Source organism: Micromonospora craniellae (genome assembly GCF_014764405.1).
Classification (GTDB): domain Bacteria; phylum Actinomycetota; class Actinomycetes; order Mycobacteriales; family Micromonosporaceae; genus Micromonospora; species Micromonospora craniellae.
In genome coordinates this window covers 3809804-3827078 of record NZ_CP061725.1, presented here as the reverse complement: position 1 = coordinate 3827078, position 17275 = coordinate 3809804, and the positions used below count along the sequence as shown (strand labels likewise).

Genomic DNA, 17275 nt, shown 5'->3' with positions numbered 1-17275 from the left:
TGACGGCTGCGCGGACGGATGGACTTTACCTACCATGAGCCAGGCTCGGGTCACTGTGCGCTGTCGGGAGGTCGAGTGTCCACTGTCGTCGTCCGGCGGCCGACACGGCGTCCGGCGCCCGAGATTCCCGTCGGTGAGGTGCCGGTGCAGGCCCCGCCGGAGATCCCGGCGGTCACCGGTGGGCGCTGGCACCAGATGCTGATGGTGCTGCCGATGCTCGGCGGTACGGTCGCGATGGCGATGATGTTCGGCCGGGGCGGCGGCGCGTACGCGTACGTGGTCGGCGGGATGTTCGGCCTCTCCACGCTGGCGATGCTGGTGACCTCGTGGGGCAGCGCCTCGGGCAGCCCCGGGAAGGCCGAGATGATGGCCGCCCGGCGCGAGTACCTGCGGCACCTGGCGACGTTGCGGCGGCAGGTCCGGGAGACCGCAGCACGGCAGCGCAACGGCCTCTGCTACCGGCACCCGGATCCGACGCGGCTCTGGTCCACGGTCGAGAGCCACCGGGTCTGGGAACGCCGCCCCGCCGATCCCGACTTCGCCGTGGTGCGGGTCGCCGTCGGGCCGCAGACGCTGGCCACTCCGCTCGTTCCACCGGTCACCCGCCCCTTGGAGGAACTGGAGCCGATGACCGCCGGGGCCCTGCGTCGCTTCCTGGACGCGTACTCGGTGGTGCCGGACCTGCCGGTGGCGGTGTCGCTGCGCAGCTTCGCCCGGGTGTTCGTCCAGGCCGGCCCGGCCGGGGCACCGGCCGCGCAGTCGCTGGTCCGGGCGATGCTCACCCAGCTCGCGGTCTTCCACTCCCCGGACGAGCTGCTGATCGCCGTCTGCGCCGGGCCGGAACGGCGTGGCGTCTGGGAGTGGGTCAAATGGCTGCCGCACGCCGGCCACCCGTCCCGGGGCGATGCTCTCGGCCCGGTACGGCTGGTCGCCAGCGCAGCGGTGGAGCTGGAGAAGCTGCTCGACGAGGTGCTGGCCAGCCGGTCCCGGTTCAGCCCGGCCGGTCCGGCCACCGACGGTCCGCACCTGGTGGTGGTGCTCGACGGCGGTGACCTGACCGGCGCCACCGAGCTGCCCGGTGACGGCGGCATCGACGCGGTCACCCTGATCGACCTGAGTTCCCCGCCGCCGCGCCTGCTCGACCGCTTCGCCCTGCTGCTGGAACTGCGGGGCGGCCGGCTGCACTCGCACTCGGCGGACGGTCCGGTCGAGGTCGGCACGGCCGATGCGCTGGGAATCGCCGAGGCCGAGGCGGTGGCTCGCCGGTTGGCCCCGATGCGACCGGCCGTCGCCCGTGGTCCGGACGCCGCGACCGGTGCCGAGCCGGGCCTGCCGGAGTTGCTCGGCATCGGTGACCCGGAGGGCTTCACCACCGAGCAGGGCTGGGCCCCCCGGTCGGCCCGCGACCGGCTGCGGGTGCCGATCGGCGTCGGTGTCGACGGCGCCGCCGTCGAGCTGGACCTGAAGGAGTCGGCGCAGGACGGCATGGGCCCGCACGGGCTGTTGATCGGCGCGACCGGCTCCGGCAAGTCCGAGCTGCTGCGGACGTTGGTGGTAGGGCTGGCCGCGACGCACTCCTCCGAGCAGCTCAACTTCGTCCTGGTCGACTTCAAGGGCGGGGCCACCTTCGCCTCGTTCGACCGGCTGCCGCACACCGCCGCCGTGATCACCAACCTGGCCGACGCGTTGCCGCTGGTGGACCGGATGGTCGACGCGATCAACGGCGAGCTGGTACGCCGGCAGGAGCTGCTGCGTCGCGCCGGCAACTTCGCCAGCCTGCGCGACTACGAGCGGGCCCGGGCGGCCGGCACCGCACTGGCCCCGCTGCCGTCGCTGCTGCTGGTCTGCGACGAGTTCTCCGAGTTGCTGTCGGCCAAGCCCGACTTCGTCGACCTGTTCGTGCAGATCGGCCGGTTGGGGCGGTCGCTCGGGGTGCACCTGCTGCTGGCCAGCCAGCGGTTGGAGGAGGGGCGGCTGCGAGGGCTGGACACCCACCTGTCGTACCGGATCGGTCTGCGTACCTTCTCGTCGCTGGAGTCGCGCACGGTACTCGGCGTGCCGGACGCGTACGAGTTGCCGCGTTCACCGGGCCACGGATACCTGCGATCCGGCACCGAGCCGCTGCTGCGCTTCAAGACCGCGTACGTCTCCGGGGCGGTCCGTCGACATGCCGCGACGGCCGGCGCGCCCGGGTCCGACCGCTCCCGCCTGCTCACCTTCTCCACCCACTTCACGCCCGATCCGGAGCCGCCCGCCACTCCCACTACCGAGGACGAGGAGCCGGGCCGGGAGACCCTGCTGGAGATGCTGATCGGGCGCCTCGCCGGTCAGGGGCCGCCGGCACACCGGGTGTGGCTGCCGCCGTTGGACGGCGCGCCGGGGCTGGACGAGCTGGTCGGGCTGTTGACGGTGCACCCGGCCCGGGGGCTGACCTCCGACAACCCGGAGCTGCACGGGGCGTTGCAGGTGCCGGTGGCGGTGGTCGACAAGCCGTACGAGCAGCGGCGCGACCTGCTCTGGTTGGCGTTGGACGGTGCCGCCGGGCACGTGGCGGTGGTCGGCGGTACGCAGAGCGGCAAGTCCACCGCGCTGCGTACGGTGATCTGCGCGCTGGCGCTCACCCACACCCCCGCCGAGGTGCAGGTCTACTGTCTGGACTTCGGGGGCGGCGGCTTGGCCGCGCTGCGCGACCTGCCGCACGTCGGTGGGGTCACCGGTCGCGCCGACCCGACCGGCGTCCGACGCACCGTGGGCGAGCTGGCCACCCTGCTGGCGGATCGGGAACGCGCCTTCGCCGAACTCGGTGTCGAGTCGATGGCGGCCTGGCGGCGTCAGCGTGTCGAGCGGGCCGCCGAGGGCACACCGGACACCGACCGGTTCGGTGACGTCTTCCTCGTCGTCGACGGCTGGACCACGCTGCGCGGCGAGTACGACGACCTGGAACCGCTGATCACCGACCTCGCCACCCGGGGCCTCTCCTACGGCGTGCACGTGGTGGCCACGGCGGTGCGCTGGTTGGATTTCCGGCCTGCCATCCGGGATCTCTTCGGTTCGCGGCTGGAGCTGCGTCTCGGTGACCCGTCGGATTCGCTGGTCGCCCGGCGGGCGGCGGCGGACGTGCCGGAGCGGACCCCGGGTCGCGGCGTCACCGCCGGGAGCCTGCACTTCCTCACCGCCCTGCCGCAGGTCGCCGACGCGGACACCGCCACTCTGGTGCAGCGGGCAGCCAAGGGCTGGTCCGGTCCACCGGCACCTCGGGTACGGCTGCTCCCGGCGGTGCTGCCGTACGCCGAACTCGACCTGGCCGCCACCGCCGGGCTGCGCATCCCGGTCGGCATCGCCGAGGCGGACCTGCGTCCGGTGGTGCTCGACTTCGTCACCGAGCCGCACTTCGTGGTCTACGGTGACGCCGAGTGCGGCAAGTCGTCGTTCCTTCGCGCGCTGGCACAGTCGATCGTCACCCGGTTCACCCCGGAGCAGGCGCGGGTGATCCTGGTGGACTACCGGCGCAGCCTGCTCGGCGCGATCGAGACCGAACATCTGATCGGGTACGGTACCGCCGCCGCGCACACCGCCGACCTGGTGGAGTCCGCAGCCGGCTACCTGCAGGGCCGGACGCCCGGTCCCGAGGTCGGTCCGGCGCAGTTGCGCGACCGGTCGTGGTGGACCGGCCCGGAGCTGTTCGTGCTGGTCGACGACTACGACCTGGTGGCGAGTGGGCCGGCGAACCCGCTGCGGGCGCTGGAGGAGCATCTGCCGCACGCCCGCGACGTCGGGTTGCACCTGGTGCTGGTCCGCCGCTGCGGCGGTGCCGCCCGCGGCCAGTACGAACCGGTCGTGCAGCGACTACGCGAACTGTCCACCTCGGGCCTGGTGATGTCGGGCAGCCCCGAGGAGGGCGCGTTGGTCGGTGCGGTCCGGCCCGGTCCTCTGCCGCCCGGACGTGGTCGACTGTCCACCCGACGGGAGGGCGTGCGCCTGGTCCAACTGGCGTACCTACCGCCACAGTGACGTCGAGTCCACGGAACGTCCCTGGGAGCCGGAGGGAACCGGTAATCTCCGATCGTCATGTGTCCTGCGACGAATGGCTGAGGATGTGACCAGGGTGCGGCAGAGCGGCCTGCCGGGGGCTCGACGGTTCGCGCATCGGGCGCTGCTGGCGGCGACCGTCACGGCGCTGTCGGTCGCGGTCGCGGTCGTCCCCGCCGCCGCCGTGCCGGTCGCGCCGACCGCCTCCGGCGTACCGGTGGCCTACGCCCCGGACACCGCCGAACGCGCCGACCAGGTCCGTGACGAGCAGTGGCAACTCGACAAGCTGGGCGCGCAGACCGCCTGGCGCACCTCGACCGGGCGTGGCGTGATCGTCGCGGTGATCGACTCCGGGGTGGACGGTTCGCACCCGGACCTGGCCGGTCAGGTGCTGCCCGGCCTCGACCTGGTCTCCCCGGACGGCACGGCCGAACCCGATCCGGTCGGGCACGGCACCACGGTCGCCGGCCTGATCGCCGGGCGCAACGACGACCGCCGGGGCGTGGTGGGGCTGGCACCCGACTCCCGCATCCTGCCGGTACGCGTGCTCGACGAGGAGAACCGGTACGACGACGCGTTGATCGTCGCCAAGGGCGTCCGGTGGGCCGTCGACAACGGCGCGAAGGTGATCAACCTGTCGCTCGGCGGCAACGGCGACAGCCCCGCCCTGGCCGCCGCCATCGACTACGCCTTCGCCAAGGACGTGGTGGTGGTCGCCTGCACCGGCAACCTGGCCACGTCACCGGAGGCGAAGGTGTGGTACCCGGCCCGGGAACCGGGCGTCATCGCCGTCTCCGGGTTGGAACGCAACAGCGACAATCTGTGGAGCGGCGCGATCACCGGTCGCGCCACCGTGCTTACCGCCCCGGCCAGCGGCCTGGTCGGTGCCCGCCCACCCGAGGGGTACTGGCGGGTGCAGGGCACCAGCTTCGCGGCGCCGCTGGTCGCCGCCACCGCCGCCCTGGTCCGGGCCCGCCACCCGAAGTTGTCCGCCGGGGACGTGGTCAACCGGCTCCTGGTCACCGCGAAGGACATCGGCCCCACCGGACGCGACGACCGGTTCGGGTACGGGCTGGTCGACCCGATCGCGGCGCTGACCGCGGACGTACCGCTGGTCGGCGACAACCCGCTGGACGACAACGACTCGCCCGGGGTCACCGGCTTCGGCCCGGCACCCGGCTCGGTGCCGCCCCACGAGCACGACGCCGGGCAGCTCGGGCTGACCGGATCGCAGCAGGAGACCCGGTGGCGGGCCCGCGCCGCCGGAGCAGCGGACGACACCGCTCCGGTACGCCTCTGGGTCGGCTCGGCGATCCTCGTCGCCCTGGTCACCGGGGCGGCGCTGATGGTGCGCCGGTTGCGGCGGCGCTGAGCGATGTCGCCGGGCAATCCGGCGATCTCGCGTCTTCGATCCTGCTCGGCGGGGTACAAACGTCGGCGTGAGTGCCTCAGGCCGACGCACGACGGCCCCACCGCCGATCCGCGACCCACCCGGTCCCACGGACGGCCCACCGCGCCTGCGTCCCGGCCGTACCGCCTCTGGCCTGCTGATGCTCGTGCCGTCCGTGGTGCTCGCCATGCTGGTGGTGGGCGACTGGTCGCCGCTGCGCCGGCTGGACGCGGCGGTCACCGCCGACCTGCACGACTTCGCCCACGACCACCCGGCCTGGGTGGGGGTGATGAGTCTCTGGACGGACGTGTTCGCGCCGATGCCGCTACGCGCCGCTGCGCTGTTTCTGGTGATCTGGCTGGCCTACCGGGGCGCGCGGCGGCTGGCCGCCTGGGTAACCGCCACGATGGTGTTCGGCGGCCTGCTCGGGCCGCTGCTCAAGCTCGTGGTCGGCCGTCCGCGACCGGATCTGCCCGATCCGGTGGCGCTCGCTCCCGGCCTGGCCTTCCCGTCGGGACACGCGCTGAACGCGGCGCTGGCCGCCGGTGTCCTGCTCGTGGTGTTCCTGCCCCGGACCCGCGCCCGGTCGGCGGCCCGCGCGGCGGTCTGGTCCGCCGCGCTGCTCATCGCCCTGGTCACCGGGTTCAGTCGGGTCGCCCTCGGGGTCCACTGGTCCAGCGACGTGGTCGCCGGCTGGCTGCTCGGCACAGCGGTGGTCACCGCGACCACCGTGGCCTTCACGCTCCGGTCCCGGCCGTCGCCGCACGACGGGTAGGCGGTCAGGTGCACTCGCCGGTGCCCACGCCCCGGGTACGCTCCGCACCGGCCAACGCCACCGGCCGGGCCTCGGCGGCGGTCACCGCGAAGCCGGTGTTCGGGTCGTACGCGGCCGCCGCGAAGATCACCCCGAGCACCAGGCCGTTCGAGGAGACCAGCGGCCCGCCGGAGTTGCCGCTGCGCACCAGGGCCCGGATCGTGTAGATCTCCCGGGTCACGTCCGCCGACGAGTAGATGTCCGGGCCAGTGATCCGTTCGACGTCGCGGACCCGCGCCGACTGGGCGTTGTACGGCCCGTCCAGCGGGAAGCCGAGCACGATGGCGTCCGCGCCGGTGGTGGTGTTGCCGGCGGCGAACCGCATCGACGGTCCGGGCAGGTTGGGCACGTACAGGACGGCCAGGTCGCGGTCCGGGTCGTAGACGACGACGACGCCCTCGTACCGCTCGCCGCGCAGTTCCACCGCGACCGAGTCGGTGCCGGCGACCACGTGCGCGTTGGTCATCACCCGATCGTCGGCGTACACGAAGCCGGAGCCCTCGATGCGGCGGGAGCAACTCTTCGCCGAGCCGAGCACCTTGACCACCGACTGTTGGCTGTTCGCCACCACCGGCGATCCGACCAGCGCCGGGTCGGGCGGCTCGACCTGCCGTGCCTGGGTACGACGCAGGCCGTCGAAGACGTCCGGGAAGCCGTTGGTGTCGACGGTGTCGCGCAGCGCGGTGGAGAGCTGTTGGGCCTGGTCCGGCAGCACCTGGTCGACCACGTTGAGCAGCGCGCTGCTGCGTACCGAGTTGGCGAGCCAGGGCAGCGAGGAGGAGCCGAGCGGCACCGCCACCAGCCAGGCGACCAGGAGCACCGCGAAGAGCGAGACGAACGCGCCACCGATGTCGTCGAGCCGTCGACCCACGTCGCTGGCGATGGTGCGGCGCAGGTGGGAACCGAGCCACCCGGCGAGCGCCTGACCGATCACCGCCAGGCCGAAGATGGCCACGAGCGAGATCAGCACTCGGGTGCCGCTGTCCACGAACTGCTGGGCGAACATCGGCCCGATCTGGAGCCCGATCAGCGCTCCGAGGAAGAACCCGGAGAACGAGAGCACCCCGATGACGAACCCCTGCCGGTATCCGCTGATCGCGAACACGAGCATGAGCAACAGCAGAACGAGATCAACAGCCGACACGAGTCAAGCGTACGGGCCGGGGGCTCGTGGGATGACGATCGCTAGCGGAAGGTGACCACGTGGTCAGCGGATCGCGCTCTCGTCCACCTCGTCGGTGCCGGCCGAGGGTGCGGGTGACGCGCCGGACGGAGGCAGTTCGATCACCCGTCCGTTCGGCCACGGCCGGCTCCAGCCGCCCATATCCAGCAGCGCGGCCAGCACCCCGGCGGTGAAGCCCCAGACCAGCATGCCGCGTACCGAGAAGGCGGGGCCGATCCAGCCGCTGGAGTGGCGTACCCGGACCCGGTTGTCCGGGTCGACCAGTTCGGTGACCGGCAGCCGGGCCACGTGCGCCACCTCCGCCGGCTCCCGGGGGTGCACCCGGTGCGGCGCGTGCCACCAGGCGAGCACCGGCGTCACCACGAACTCGCTGACCGGGATCCACAGTCTCGGCAGTTGCGCCAGCACGGTGACGCTGGTCGGGTCGAGGCCGACCTCCTCGTTCGCCTCGCGCAACGCGGTGGCGGCGGCGTCGGCGTCGCCCGGGTCGGCGGCACCGCCCGGGAACGCCGGCTGACCGGCGTGGTTACGCAGCGTGGCGGCCCGTTGGAGCACCAGCACGTCCGGACCGGTCTCGGTGTCCTCGCCGAGCAGCACCAGCACGGCGCTCTCCCGGCCGCCCTGCTCCGGGGTCCGCACCTGGGTGAAGTCCTCGATACGCGCGGTGCCGAGCCGGACCAGCAGCGGGTCCAGCCAGTCCGGCACCAGCCGTCGCACGCCGGACGGCTCCCGACCGGAGGTCACCCTGGCTGGTACCTCGCTCACGCCGGTACCGTGATGCCGAGGTGCTGCCGGACGAGTTCGGCGAGTTGGGCGTCGTCGAGGGTGCCCGAGGCGTCGATGTGCCGGACGCCCCCGTCGGCGCCCACGAACACCGTCATCGGGAACGCGTTGCGTTCCAGGGCCCGCTGGAACGCCTTGCCCTGGTCGAACAGCATCGGGAACCGTACGCCGAAGTCCTCGCCGATGGACTGCGCGGCGTCGCGGCTGTCCTGGGTGTTGACCCCGATCACCCGCAGTTGCCCCTCGGTCTGTTCGCTGAGCCGCTGAAAGGCGGGCAGCTCCTTGCGGCAGGGCGGGCACCAGGAGGCCCAGATGTTGATCACGGCCGGGCCGGGGATGTCACGCAGGGCGACCGGGGCGCCGCCGGTGAAACAGGTGAGGCTCAGCTCGGGCAGCCGGTCGCCCTGCGGGGTGCCGTCGCCGGCAGCGCTGGGCGCGGCGACGAGGGCCGCGCAATCCTCGAACGGGGACGGGCGGCTGGTGCCCGCATCAGGCCGGGTGGCGGAGGACTTCTCGCTCTCGGGGGTGCACGCCACGGTGCCGAGCAGCAGCAGCGGCAGGGACATCAGGGCCAGTCGGCGGATCACGGCGCCTCCGCCCGGACCGCCTGCACCGGCACCAGGTCGGGGTCGACTCCGGCGACGGCGGCCAGATCGCGGGCCCGGGGGCCCTTGAGCAGTTTCGCCGCGGCGGCCGACTCGGTCGGACCGGTGCCGTACGACGGGCAGAGCTTGGCCAGCGTGCACGCGCCGCAGGCGGGCTTGCGGGCGTGGCACACGCGTCGGCCGTGGAAGATGATCCGGTGCGACAGCATGGTCCAGTCGCGCTTGGGATACATCACCCCGATCGCGTGCTCGATCTTGACCGGGTCGGTCTCGGCGGTCAGTCGCCACCGCTGGACCAGCCGCTGGAAGTGCGTGTCGACGGTGATTCCGGGCACGTCGAAGGCGTTACCGAGGATGACGTTGGCCGTCTTGCGCCCGATCCCGGGCAGCGTCACCAGGTCGACCAGCCGGCCCGGCACCCGGCCGTCGTACCGGTCGACGAGGGCCTGGCCGAGGTGGATCAACGAGCTGGTCTTGTTGCGGTAGAAGCCGGTCGGCCGGATCAGCTCCTCCATCTCGTCCCGGTTGGCCCCGGCGTAGTCGGCGGCGCTCGGATAGCGGGCGAAGAGCTTCGGCGTGACCTCGTTGACCTTCTTGTCGGTGCACTGGGCCGAGAGGATGGTGGCAACGGCCAACTCCAGCGCGTTGCCGTGGTTCAGCTCACAGTGGGCGTCGGGATGCGTCTCGGTCAGCACGCGGCCGATCCGCCGCGCCCGACGCGTACGACCGAGGTCGGTCTCGGTGGCGCTTCTGGTCACGACGGCCAGCCTACGTCGCCGCGCCGACGCTCCGGTCGGCCCACACGTACGGCCCGGCGATCAGCCCTCGTCCGGCGGGCTGATCTTGCCCGCCTTGGTGAACCGGGCACCGGTCTCCGGGAAGTCGAGCTTGGTGAGGTCCCGCAGCAGGCCGAGGCCCCGGTCGTCCGGGTCCATAATCGGCTTCCCGATCCCGTTCATGTACGTCGAGACGAACGACCCGCCGGACCATGTGCCGTCCGGTTCGAGGGTCACCTTGAGCACCCCGCCCCAGCCGAGGCGGCCGTTGTTGCTCAACATGCCGCCGCCACCGGCGAAGTTGCCCAGGCTGTACGCGATCAGCCGGCCCTTGTAGAACTCCATGCCCCGCAGTACGTGCGGGCCGTGGCCGACGACCAGGTCGGCCCCGGAGTCGATCATCGCTTGGGAGAACTTGATCGGGTCGCCCCGGTTTTCGCCGAGGAACATTTCGGTGCCCGGGCGGGTCCGGGTCATCTCCGAGCCCTCGGCCCCCATGTGCACCTGCACCACGACGATGTCGGCCATGGTGACGGCCTTCTCGATCACCTTCTTCGCAGACGGGATGTCGACCAGGCTGTTCGACCAGCGGTACGACGAGAAGCCGGCCACCGCGACCTTGACCTCGTCGACCTCGACCACGGTGATCTGGTCGGGTGCACCGGTGTGCGCCAGGTCGTGCTCCTCCAGCGCCTTCTGGGTGTTCTCGTACCCCTTGGGGCCGAAGTCGTAGCCGTGGTTGTTGGCGAGGGTGAGCAGGTCGAAGCCCGCGTCGGCGAGGTGTGCGGCGTACTCGGGCGGGGCACGGAACTGGAAGCAGCGGGTCGAGTTGGCCCCGCACTTGCCGGTGCCGGTGTCCACCGTCAACGGCTCTTCCAGGTTGCCCATCGCCACGTCGGCGGAGACCGCCTTCTTGACCGAGTCGAAGAAGCCCTTTCCGCCGTTGGGGGGCAGTCGGTTGGGCGCGTTGCCCATCACGATGTCACCGGTGGCGGAGAGGGAGATGGTCCTGACCTTGGGCGGTGTCGACTCCGTCGGTCCACCGGTCCCACCACCGCCCGCGCCGGGCTGCCAGACCGGCTCCTGACCGAGATCGGCACAACCGGCGAACAGCAGCATGGCGAGCAGCGCACCGAGCGCGGCCAGAGATCGGCGGCGTGGACGCGACGCGGAAGAGGCATGGTGGCGCGATCGTGACGCCACGGAGGTACGGCGGCGTGGACGCGACGCGAGGGGGACGCGAGCATACATCGGGGGCGACCCTACCGGGCGGGAAACACCGCGACGACGGCCGATCGGGTGGAGGATTCAGCCCTGGAGCCGATCCGACCATGGGACGACGGTGTCGGCGCCGACTGCCGACACCGCGGAGTGCACCGCGCGGGCCAGCGGCGCTCCCCCAGGTCGAGCGCGGGCCGCCGTACGCGCTGACCGGCCCGTCCGGCGGGCAGAGCACGGTGACCGCGTCCGTCGGGGTGCCGGTGCCGGGCAGGCCGAGCTCCGCGATCGCCTGCGCCTTCGCCTCGGTCGCCGTGGCCACCGCGTTGACCAGTGCCGCGTCGCCGAGCCGGGCCGGCACGTACACCACGATGTTGACCGTGCCGACCCGTTGCGCCGGTGCGGCCACGCCGGGTGCCGCCGCAGGCACCGGGGTACCCAGGCCGACGGTGGCCCAGACCTGCACGCCGGTGTCGGTCCGCGCGATCACCTCGGTCACGTCGACGCCGGTCAGCAGGCCCACCCCGGGTCCGTCGAGGCCGAGCCGCCGGGCCATGCCGGCCAGGTGGTCGGCGGGCCGCGCGGGCGAGCGATCGTACCGGGCGACCGACACGGGAAGGTTACGCCCAACGATCAAGATTCCAGGGGTGCACCTCTGATTCCTGCTCACGTGCGCCTAGACTGGGCGGCGCGCGAGGGATCAGCGGACGGCGGCCCGGCCGACAGACGGCACGCGCAACCGGAGGTGCGCGATGGACGAGGTACTGGCCCGCAGCGGGATCTTCCAGGGAGTCGACCCGGAGGCTGCCGAGGCGCTCGCCAAGGAGATGGAGACGATCGAGGTCCGCAAGGGCGAGGTCGTCTTCAACGAGGGCGAGCCCGGCGACAGTCTCTACATCCTGCTGTCCGGCAAGATCAAGGTCGGGCGACGGGCGGCGGACGGCCGGCAGAACCTGATCGCGGTGATGGGCCCGTCGGACATGGTCGGCGAGCTGTCGCTGTTCGACCCGGGTCCGCGTACGGCGACCGCCACCGCGGTGACCGACAGTCGCTTGGCCCGGCTGCGCAAGCAGGCCCTGCGTCCGTGGCTGAACAACCGGCCGGAGATCGCCGAGCAGTTGCTGCGGGTACTCGCCCGCCGGCTGCGCCGGACCAACGACGCCCTGGCCGACCTGATCTTCACCGACGTGCCCGGCCGGGTCGCCAAGAACCTGCTCCAGATGGCCGGCCGTTTCGGCACCCGGGACGGCGGCGTGCTGCGCGTGACGCACGACCTGACCCAGGAGGAGATCGCCCAGCTCGTCGGCGCCTCCCGGGAGACGGTCAACAAGGCGTTGGCCGACTTCGCCTCGCGGGGCTGGCTCCGGCTGGACGGCAAGAGCATCATCATCCTCGACCCGGAGCGCCTGGCCCGCCGCGCGCGCGTCTGACACCTCTGTTCACCCACCGCCCGGCCGTCACTCGCGGCCGGGCGGTGTCGTGTCCGGGTTCGCCGCCGGTGACCTGGGCGCGTTCACCGAGGCACACCCCACCCAAAAAAAGTCAGTCTTGACTGTTTGTTTTTCGGGCGGCAGGCTGTGCCCGTGCCTCCCGCATCGACCCGCGTCCCTCAACAGCAGCGCAGCCGCGCCACCCGGGCGCGACTGCTGGAGGCGACCGTCGAGTGCCTCGTCGAGCACGGCTGGTCCGGCACCACGACCACGGTGGTGGCGGCCCGGGCCGGGGTCTCCCGAGGCGCCCAACTGCACCACTATCCGACCAGGGCCGCCCTGGTCACCGCCGCCGTGGCACACCTGACCGAACGCCGGGCGGCGGAGCTACGCGCCGAGGCGGAGGCACTGCCGGCCGGCCCCCGCCGGCTCGACCGGGTGGTCGACCTGCTCGCCGCAGCCTTCACCGGGCCGTTCTTCGTGGCCGCCCTCGAACTCTGGGTGGCCGCCCGCACCGACGCCGAACTGCGTGCCGCGTTGCTGCCGCTGGAGACCCGGGTCGGGCGGGAGATGCACCGGCTGACCGTCGAACTGCTCGGGGTGGACGAGCGGCAGCCGGGCGTACGCGAGGCGGTGCAGACCACCCTCGACCTGCTCCGGGGGCTCGGCGTGGCCAATCTGCTCAGCGACGACTCGACCCGCCGGGCCGCCCTGCTGCACGCCTGGAAACACCAGCTCGCGACGCTGCTCACCAGCACGAGCACCGCCATCTGACCGCACCCACCCGCCGGAGGCGCCATGGTCGACCTGGCCGTACTGCTCACGGACCTGGCCGCCGAGTCCACGCAGCTCGACGCGCTCGTCGCAGCCCTGCCCGACGCGGAGTGGGATCAGCCCACACCGGCGGCGGGCTGGACGGTCGCCCACCAGATCGCCCACCTGGCCTGGACCGATCACGTGGCCCACCTCGCCGCGACCGACCCGGAGGCGTTCCACGCCTCGGTCGCCGCCACACCGGACCCGGCCCGCCTGGTCGACGCGGGCGCGGAGGCGTTCCTCGCACGGCCGGACGCGCTGCTGAGCCGCTGGCGGGTCGGCCGCAGCACGCTCGCGGCGTCGCTCGCCGCCGCTCCGGCCGGGCAGAAACTGCCCTGGTACGGCACCCGGATGTCACCCGCCTCAATGGCCACCGCACGGATCATGGAGACCTGGGCGCACGGCGAGGACGTGGCCGACGCGCTGGGCGTGACCCGGCCCGCCACCGCCCGGCTGCGGCACATCGCGTACCTGGGCGCCCGGACCGTCGGGCACAGCTTCGCCGCGCACGGCCGGGCGGTGCCGACCGCGTCGGTCCGGGTCGAGCTGCTGGCACCGGCGGGCGACACCTGGGCCTTCGGCCCGCCGGACGCGGCCGACCGGGTCACCGGCCCGGCGCGCGACTTCTGCCTGCTGGTGACCAGACGGCGGCACCGGGCCGACACCGCCCTGGCCGCCGACGGGCCGGTCGCCGACGCCTGGCTGGACGTGGCGCAGGCGTTCGCCGGCCCGCCCGGCCCGGCCCCCGCCCCACGGTCCGGCGATAGCGGCAGAGCCGGGGCCGCCGCGTGAGCGTCTCCGACCGGCGGGCCGGCACTGACGTGTTGCGGGTCGGCAACGCGTCCGGCTTCTACGGTGACCGGTTCTCCGCCTGGCGGGAGATGCTCGACGGCGGCGAGCTGGACGTGCTGACCGGTGACTACCTGGCCGAGTTGACCATGCTGATCCTCGGCCGGGACCGGATGCGGGATCCCGACCTGGGTTACGCGAAGACGTTCCTGCGACAGCTCGATGGCTGCCTCGGCACCGCGCTGGACCGCCGGGTCGCGCTGGTCACCAACGCCGGTGGACTCCACCCCGCCGGGCTGGCCGCCGCGATCCGCACCCTCGCCGACCGGCTCGGGCTGCCCGTGCGGGTCGGGTACGTCCAGGGCGACGCCCTCGCCCGCCCGGACGCGCTCACCGCGAACGCGTACCTCGGGGCGTTCGGTATCGCCGCCTGCCTCGACGCCGGGGCGGACGTGGTGGTGACCGGCCGGGTCACCGACGCCTCCCTGGTGGTCGGCCCGGCCGTGGCCCACTTCGGCTGGACGCACGACGACTTGGACGCGCTGGCCGGCGCCACCGTGGCCGGGCACCTGATCGAATGCGGGGCGCAGGTCACCGGGGGCGGCTTCAGCTTCTTCACCGAGCTGCCCGACGGCGGCCACCGACCCGGCTTCCCCGTCGCCGAGGTGCACCGCGACGGCTCGTCGGTGCTCACCAAGCATCCCGGCACCGGCGGCGCGGTCACCGTCGAGACGGTCACCGCCCAACTGCTGTACGAGGTCGGCGGGCCCGCGTACCTCGGGCCGGACGTGGTGACCCGGCTGGACACGGTCGAGCTGAGCCAGGACGGGCCGGATCGGGTACGCGTCTCCGGCGTCCGGGGCACGCCACCGCCGGACTCCCTCAAGGTGGGCGTCAACAACCTCGGCGGCTTCCGCAACTCGATGACGTTCGTGCTGTGCGGGCTGGACATCCCGGCAAAGGCGGTCCTGGTGCAGGCGCAACTGGAGGCGGCGGTCGGCACCGAGGGCCTGGAGTTCCGGCTGGCCCGTACGGATCACCCGGACGCGACCGACACCGAGGTGGCCAGCGCGCTGCTGCACGTACACCTGCGCGACGGCGACCGGGCGCGGGCCGGGCGGGCCTTCTCGGCGGCGGCGGTGGAGCTGGCGCTGGCCTCCTATCCCGGCTGCACGTTGACCACGCTGCCCGGCGACGCCACCCCGTACGGCGTCTTCACCACCGACACCGTGCCGCAGGACGCGGTCGCCCACGTCGCCGTGCTGCCCGACGGCACCCGCCGCAACGTCCCCCCACCCCCGGTGCGATGTAAGGAGGGGACCCTTCCTATACACCAGGCGATAGCAGGGGACCCTTCCTTACATCCGGCGGGCGGCGCGGCGACTCGGCGGGCGCCGCTCGGGGAGCTGGTCGGGGCGCGCTCGGGCGACAAGGGCGGGGACGCGAACCTCGGCGTGTGGGCGCGTACCGACGCGACCTGGGCGTGGCTGCGCGGCTGGCTGACCGTGGCCCGGCTGGCCGAGCTGCTGCCGGAGACCGCCCCGCTGACCGTACGACGGTACGAGCTGCCGAACCTGCGCGCGGTCAACTTCGTGATCGAGGGGCTGCTCGGGCCGGGGGTGGCCGGCTCGACCCGGTTCGACCCGCAGGCCAAGGCGCTCGGCGAACTGCTCCGCGCCCGGGTGGTCGACCTGCCGGCGGAGCTGCCCACCGGGCCGGCACCGGCCGCCGGAGAGACCTGGTCGTGACCATCGTGGACACGCCGGAGCGGCGGCACCACCGAGATCATGAACGAGATCGTCGCGAAGGGCATCGGCCTATGACCACGTTGGAGAGCACGGTCGACCTCACCTCGTCGACCCACCGGGCCAACCGGGAGGCGTTGCGGGACCGGATCGCCGAGCTGGATGCCGCGCTCGACCAGGCGCGGGCCGGTGGCGGCGAGAAGTACGTGACCCGGCATCACGCGCGCGGCAAGCTGCTCCCGCGCGAGCGCGTCGAGCTGCTGCTGGACCGGGACAGCCCGTTCCTGGAACTGTCGCCGGTGGCCGCGTACGGCACGGACTTCCCGGTCGGGGCCAGCGTGGTGACCGGGATCGGTGTGGTCGAGGGCGTCGAGTGCCTGATCGTGGCGAACGATCCGACGGTGCGCGGCGGTGCGGTGAACCCGTGGTCGCTGGCGAAGACCCGGCGGGCCGGTGAGATCGCGCTGGCCAACCGGCTGCCGATGGTCAACCTGGTCGAGTCGGCCGGCGCGGACCTGCCCACCCAGGCGGAGATCTTCATTCCGGGCGGCCGGGTGTTCCGTGACCTGACCCGGCTCTCGGCCGAGAAGATCCCCACGGTCAGCGTGGTCTTCGGCAACGCCACCGCCGGTGGCGCGTACGTGCCCGGGATGTCGGACTTCACCATCATGATCCGGGAGCGCTCGCAGGTCTACCTGGCCGGGCCGCCGCTGGTGAAGATGGCCACCGGTGAGGACGCCGACGACGAGTCGCTGGGTGGTGCGGCGATGCACGCCACCCGCAGCGGTCTGGCCGACTTCCTCGCCGCCGACGAGCGGGACGGCATCCGGCTGGCCCGGCAGTGCGTCCGCTGGTTGAACTGGCGCAAGCAGGGGCCGGGACCGTGTACCCCGCACCCACGCCCGCCCCGCTACGACCCGGAGGAGTTGCTCGGCATCGTCAGTGCCGATCTCAAGGTGCCGTTCGACCCGCGCGAGGTGCTCGCCCGGGTGCTCGACGGCAGCGAGTTCGACGAGTTCAAGCCGGCGTACGGCACGGCCCTGGTCACCGGCTGGGGCGAACTGCACGGGTACCCGGTCGGCGTACTGGCCAACGCCCGGGGGGTGCTGTTCAGCGAGGAGGCGCAGAAGGCGACGCAGTTCATCCAGCTCGCCAACGCCGCCGACACCCCGCTGATCTTCCTGCAGAACACCACCGGCTACATGGTCGGCACCGAGTACGAGCAGCGCGGCATCATCAAGCACGGTGCTCTGATGATCAACGCGGTGTCGAACTCGACAGTGCCGCACCTGACGGTCAACCTGGGCGCCTCGTACGGGGCCGGGAACTACGGCATGTGCGGCCGGGCGTACGAGCCGAGGTTCCTGTTCACCTGGCCGAACGCGAAGTCTGCGGTAATGGGACCGGCCCAGTTGGCCGGGGTGCTGTCCATCGTGGCCCGGCAGGCCGCCGCCGCCCGGGGCCGCGAGTTCGACGAGGACTCCGACGCCGCCATGCGGATGATGGTCGAGCAGCAGATCGAGTCCCAGTCCGGCGCGTTGTTCCTCTCCGGACGGCTCTACGACGACGGGGTGATCGATCCCCGGGACACCCGTACCGTCCTCGGGCTCTGCCTGTCGGCCGTGCACAACGCTCCGGTGCGCGGTGCCGCCGGCTTCGGCATCTTCCGGATGTGACACCCCTGAGCGCGAGAAAGG

Annotated in this window: 13 protein-coding genes and 1 pseudogene; 8 read left to right on the top strand and 6 right to left on the bottom strand. The window is 72.7% G+C overall.

Annotated elements, in window-relative coordinates:
* Positions 1 to 75 precede the first annotated feature (75 nt).
* The 3 genes from eccCa to ID554_RS17170 all read left to right on the top strand — a co-directional run bounded on the left by eccCa (position 76) and on the right by ID554_RS17170 (position 6194).
* The gene (gene eccCa / locus ID554_RS17180) at positions 76 to 4011 is read left to right on the top strand and encodes a type VII secretion protein EccCa (protein ID WP_117227348.1); all 3936 of its coding nucleotides are present in this window, start codon (positions 76 to 78) and stop codon (positions 4009 to 4011) included.
* A 73-nt stretch (positions 4012 to 4084) separates the two neighbouring features.
* Entirely contained in the window at positions 4085 to 5401 is a 1317-nt protein-coding gene (gene mycP, locus ID554_RS17175) for a type VII secretion-associated serine protease mycosin (protein ID WP_117227347.1), read from the top strand.
* A gap of 178 nt (positions 5402 to 5579) precedes the next feature.
* Positions 5580 to 6194 carry a phosphatase PAP2 family protein gene (locus ID554_RS17170; protein WP_117227346.1) on the top strand — a complete coding sequence of 205 codons (615 nt, stop codon included), beginning with the start codon at positions 5580 to 5582 and terminating at the stop codon, positions 6192 to 6194.
* 4 nt (positions 6195 to 6198) lie between these two features.
* On the opposite strand, the gene ID554_RS17165 is transcribed toward ID554_RS17170, so the two are convergent.
* From ID554_RS17165 to ID554_RS17140, 6 genes and pseudogenes are all read right to left on the bottom strand, one after another.
* Positions 6199 to 7377, bottom strand: a complete 1179-nt coding sequence (locus ID554_RS17165; protein ID WP_117227345.1) for a MarP family serine protease — start codon at positions 7375 to 7377, stop codon at positions 6199 to 6201.
* Between the two features lie 63 nt (positions 7378 to 7440).
* Positions 7441 to 8133, bottom strand: coding sequence for an NUDIX hydrolase (locus ID554_RS17160; protein ID WP_117227420.1), 693 nt, complete (start codon positions 8131 to 8133; stop codon positions 7441 to 7443).
* A gap of 44 nt (positions 8134 to 8177) precedes the next feature.
* A complete protein-coding gene (locus ID554_RS17155) occupies positions 8178 to 8765 on the bottom strand; it encodes a TlpA family protein disulfide reductase (protein ID WP_117227419.1) in 588 nt (195 codons plus the stop codon).
* Positions 8766 to 8782: 17 nt separating this feature from the next.
* Complete coding sequence (nth, locus tag ID554_RS17150; RefSeq protein ID WP_117227344.1) at positions 8783 to 9562, bottom strand: endonuclease III; 780 nt, start codon at positions 9560 to 9562, stop codon at positions 8783 to 8785.
* Positions 9563 to 9622: 60 nt separating this feature from the next.
* Complete coding sequence (locus ID554_RS17145) at positions 9623 to 10831, bottom strand: CapA family protein (RefSeq protein WP_117227343.1); 1209 nt, start codon at positions 10829 to 10831, stop codon at positions 9623 to 9625.
* A 57-nt stretch (positions 10832 to 10888) separates the two neighbouring features.
* Positions 10889 to 11432 (bottom strand): annotated as a pseudogene (locus ID554_RS17140) (adenosylcobinamide amidohydrolase); the annotation flags it as partial.
* A gap of 118 nt (positions 11433 to 11550) precedes the next feature.
* Between ID554_RS17140 and ID554_RS17135 the strand changes: the two are divergent.
* The 5 genes from ID554_RS17135 (at position 11551) to ID554_RS17115 (ending at position 17254) form a co-directional block, all read left to right on the top strand.
* Positions 11551 to 12228 (top strand): Crp/Fnr family transcriptional regulator, encoded by a 678-nt coding sequence (locus tag ID554_RS17135; protein WP_013736306.1) that lies wholly within the window; start codon positions 11551 to 11553, stop codon positions 12226 to 12228.
* A gap of 153 nt (positions 12229 to 12381) precedes the next feature.
* Positions 12382 to 13002, top strand: coding sequence for a TetR/AcrR family transcriptional regulator (locus tag ID554_RS17130; protein ID WP_117227418.1), 621 nt, complete (start codon positions 12382 to 12384; stop codon positions 13000 to 13002).
* Between the two features lie 24 nt (positions 13003 to 13026).
* On the top strand, positions 13027 to 13836 hold the full coding sequence (locus ID554_RS17125; RefSeq protein ID WP_117227342.1) for a TIGR03084 family metal-binding protein: 810 nt from the start codon (positions 13027 to 13029) through the stop codon (positions 13834 to 13836).
* Complete coding sequence (locus tag ID554_RS17120) at positions 13833 to 15581, top strand: acyclic terpene utilization AtuA family protein (RefSeq protein WP_223884125.1); 1749 nt, start codon at positions 13833 to 13835, stop codon at positions 15579 to 15581. Before ID554_RS17125 ends, ID554_RS17120 begins: the two co-directional genes overlap by 4 nt.
* Positions 15582 to 15652: 71 nt before the next feature.
* The gene (locus ID554_RS17115; protein WP_117227341.1) at positions 15653 to 17254 is read left to right on the top strand and encodes an acyl-CoA carboxylase subunit beta; all 1602 of its coding nucleotides are present in this window, start codon (positions 15653 to 15655) and stop codon (positions 17252 to 17254) included.
* The last annotated feature ends 21 nt before the right edge of the window (positions 17255 to 17275 follow it).

Coding starts and splice junctions, on each gene's coding strand:
- mycP (WP_117227347.1), top strand. CDS start 4,085: ATGGCTGAGGATGTGACCAGGGTGCGGCAGAGCGGCCTGCCGGGGGCT.
- ID554_RS17170 (WP_117227346.1), top strand. CDS start 5,580: ATGCTCGTGCCGTCCGTGGTGCTCGCCATGCTGGTGGTGGGCGACTGG.
- ID554_RS17155 (WP_117227419.1), bottom strand. CDS start 8,765: ATGTCCCTGCCGCTGCTGCTGCTCGGCACCGTGGCGTGCACCCCCGAG.
- ID554_RS17145 (WP_117227343.1), bottom strand. CDS start 10,831: ATGTATGCTCGCGTCCCCCTCGCGTCGCGTCCACGCCGCCGTACCTCC.
- ID554_RS17135 (WP_013736306.1), top strand. CDS start 11,551: ATGGACGAGGTACTGGCCCGCAGCGGGATCTTCCAGGGAGTCGACCCG.
- ID554_RS17125 (WP_117227342.1), top strand. CDS start 13,027: ATGGTCGACCTGGCCGTACTGCTCACGGACCTGGCCGCCGAGTCCACG.
- ID554_RS17115 (WP_117227341.1), top strand. CDS start 15,653: ATGACCACGTTGGAGAGCACGGTCGACCTCACCTCGTCGACCCACCGG.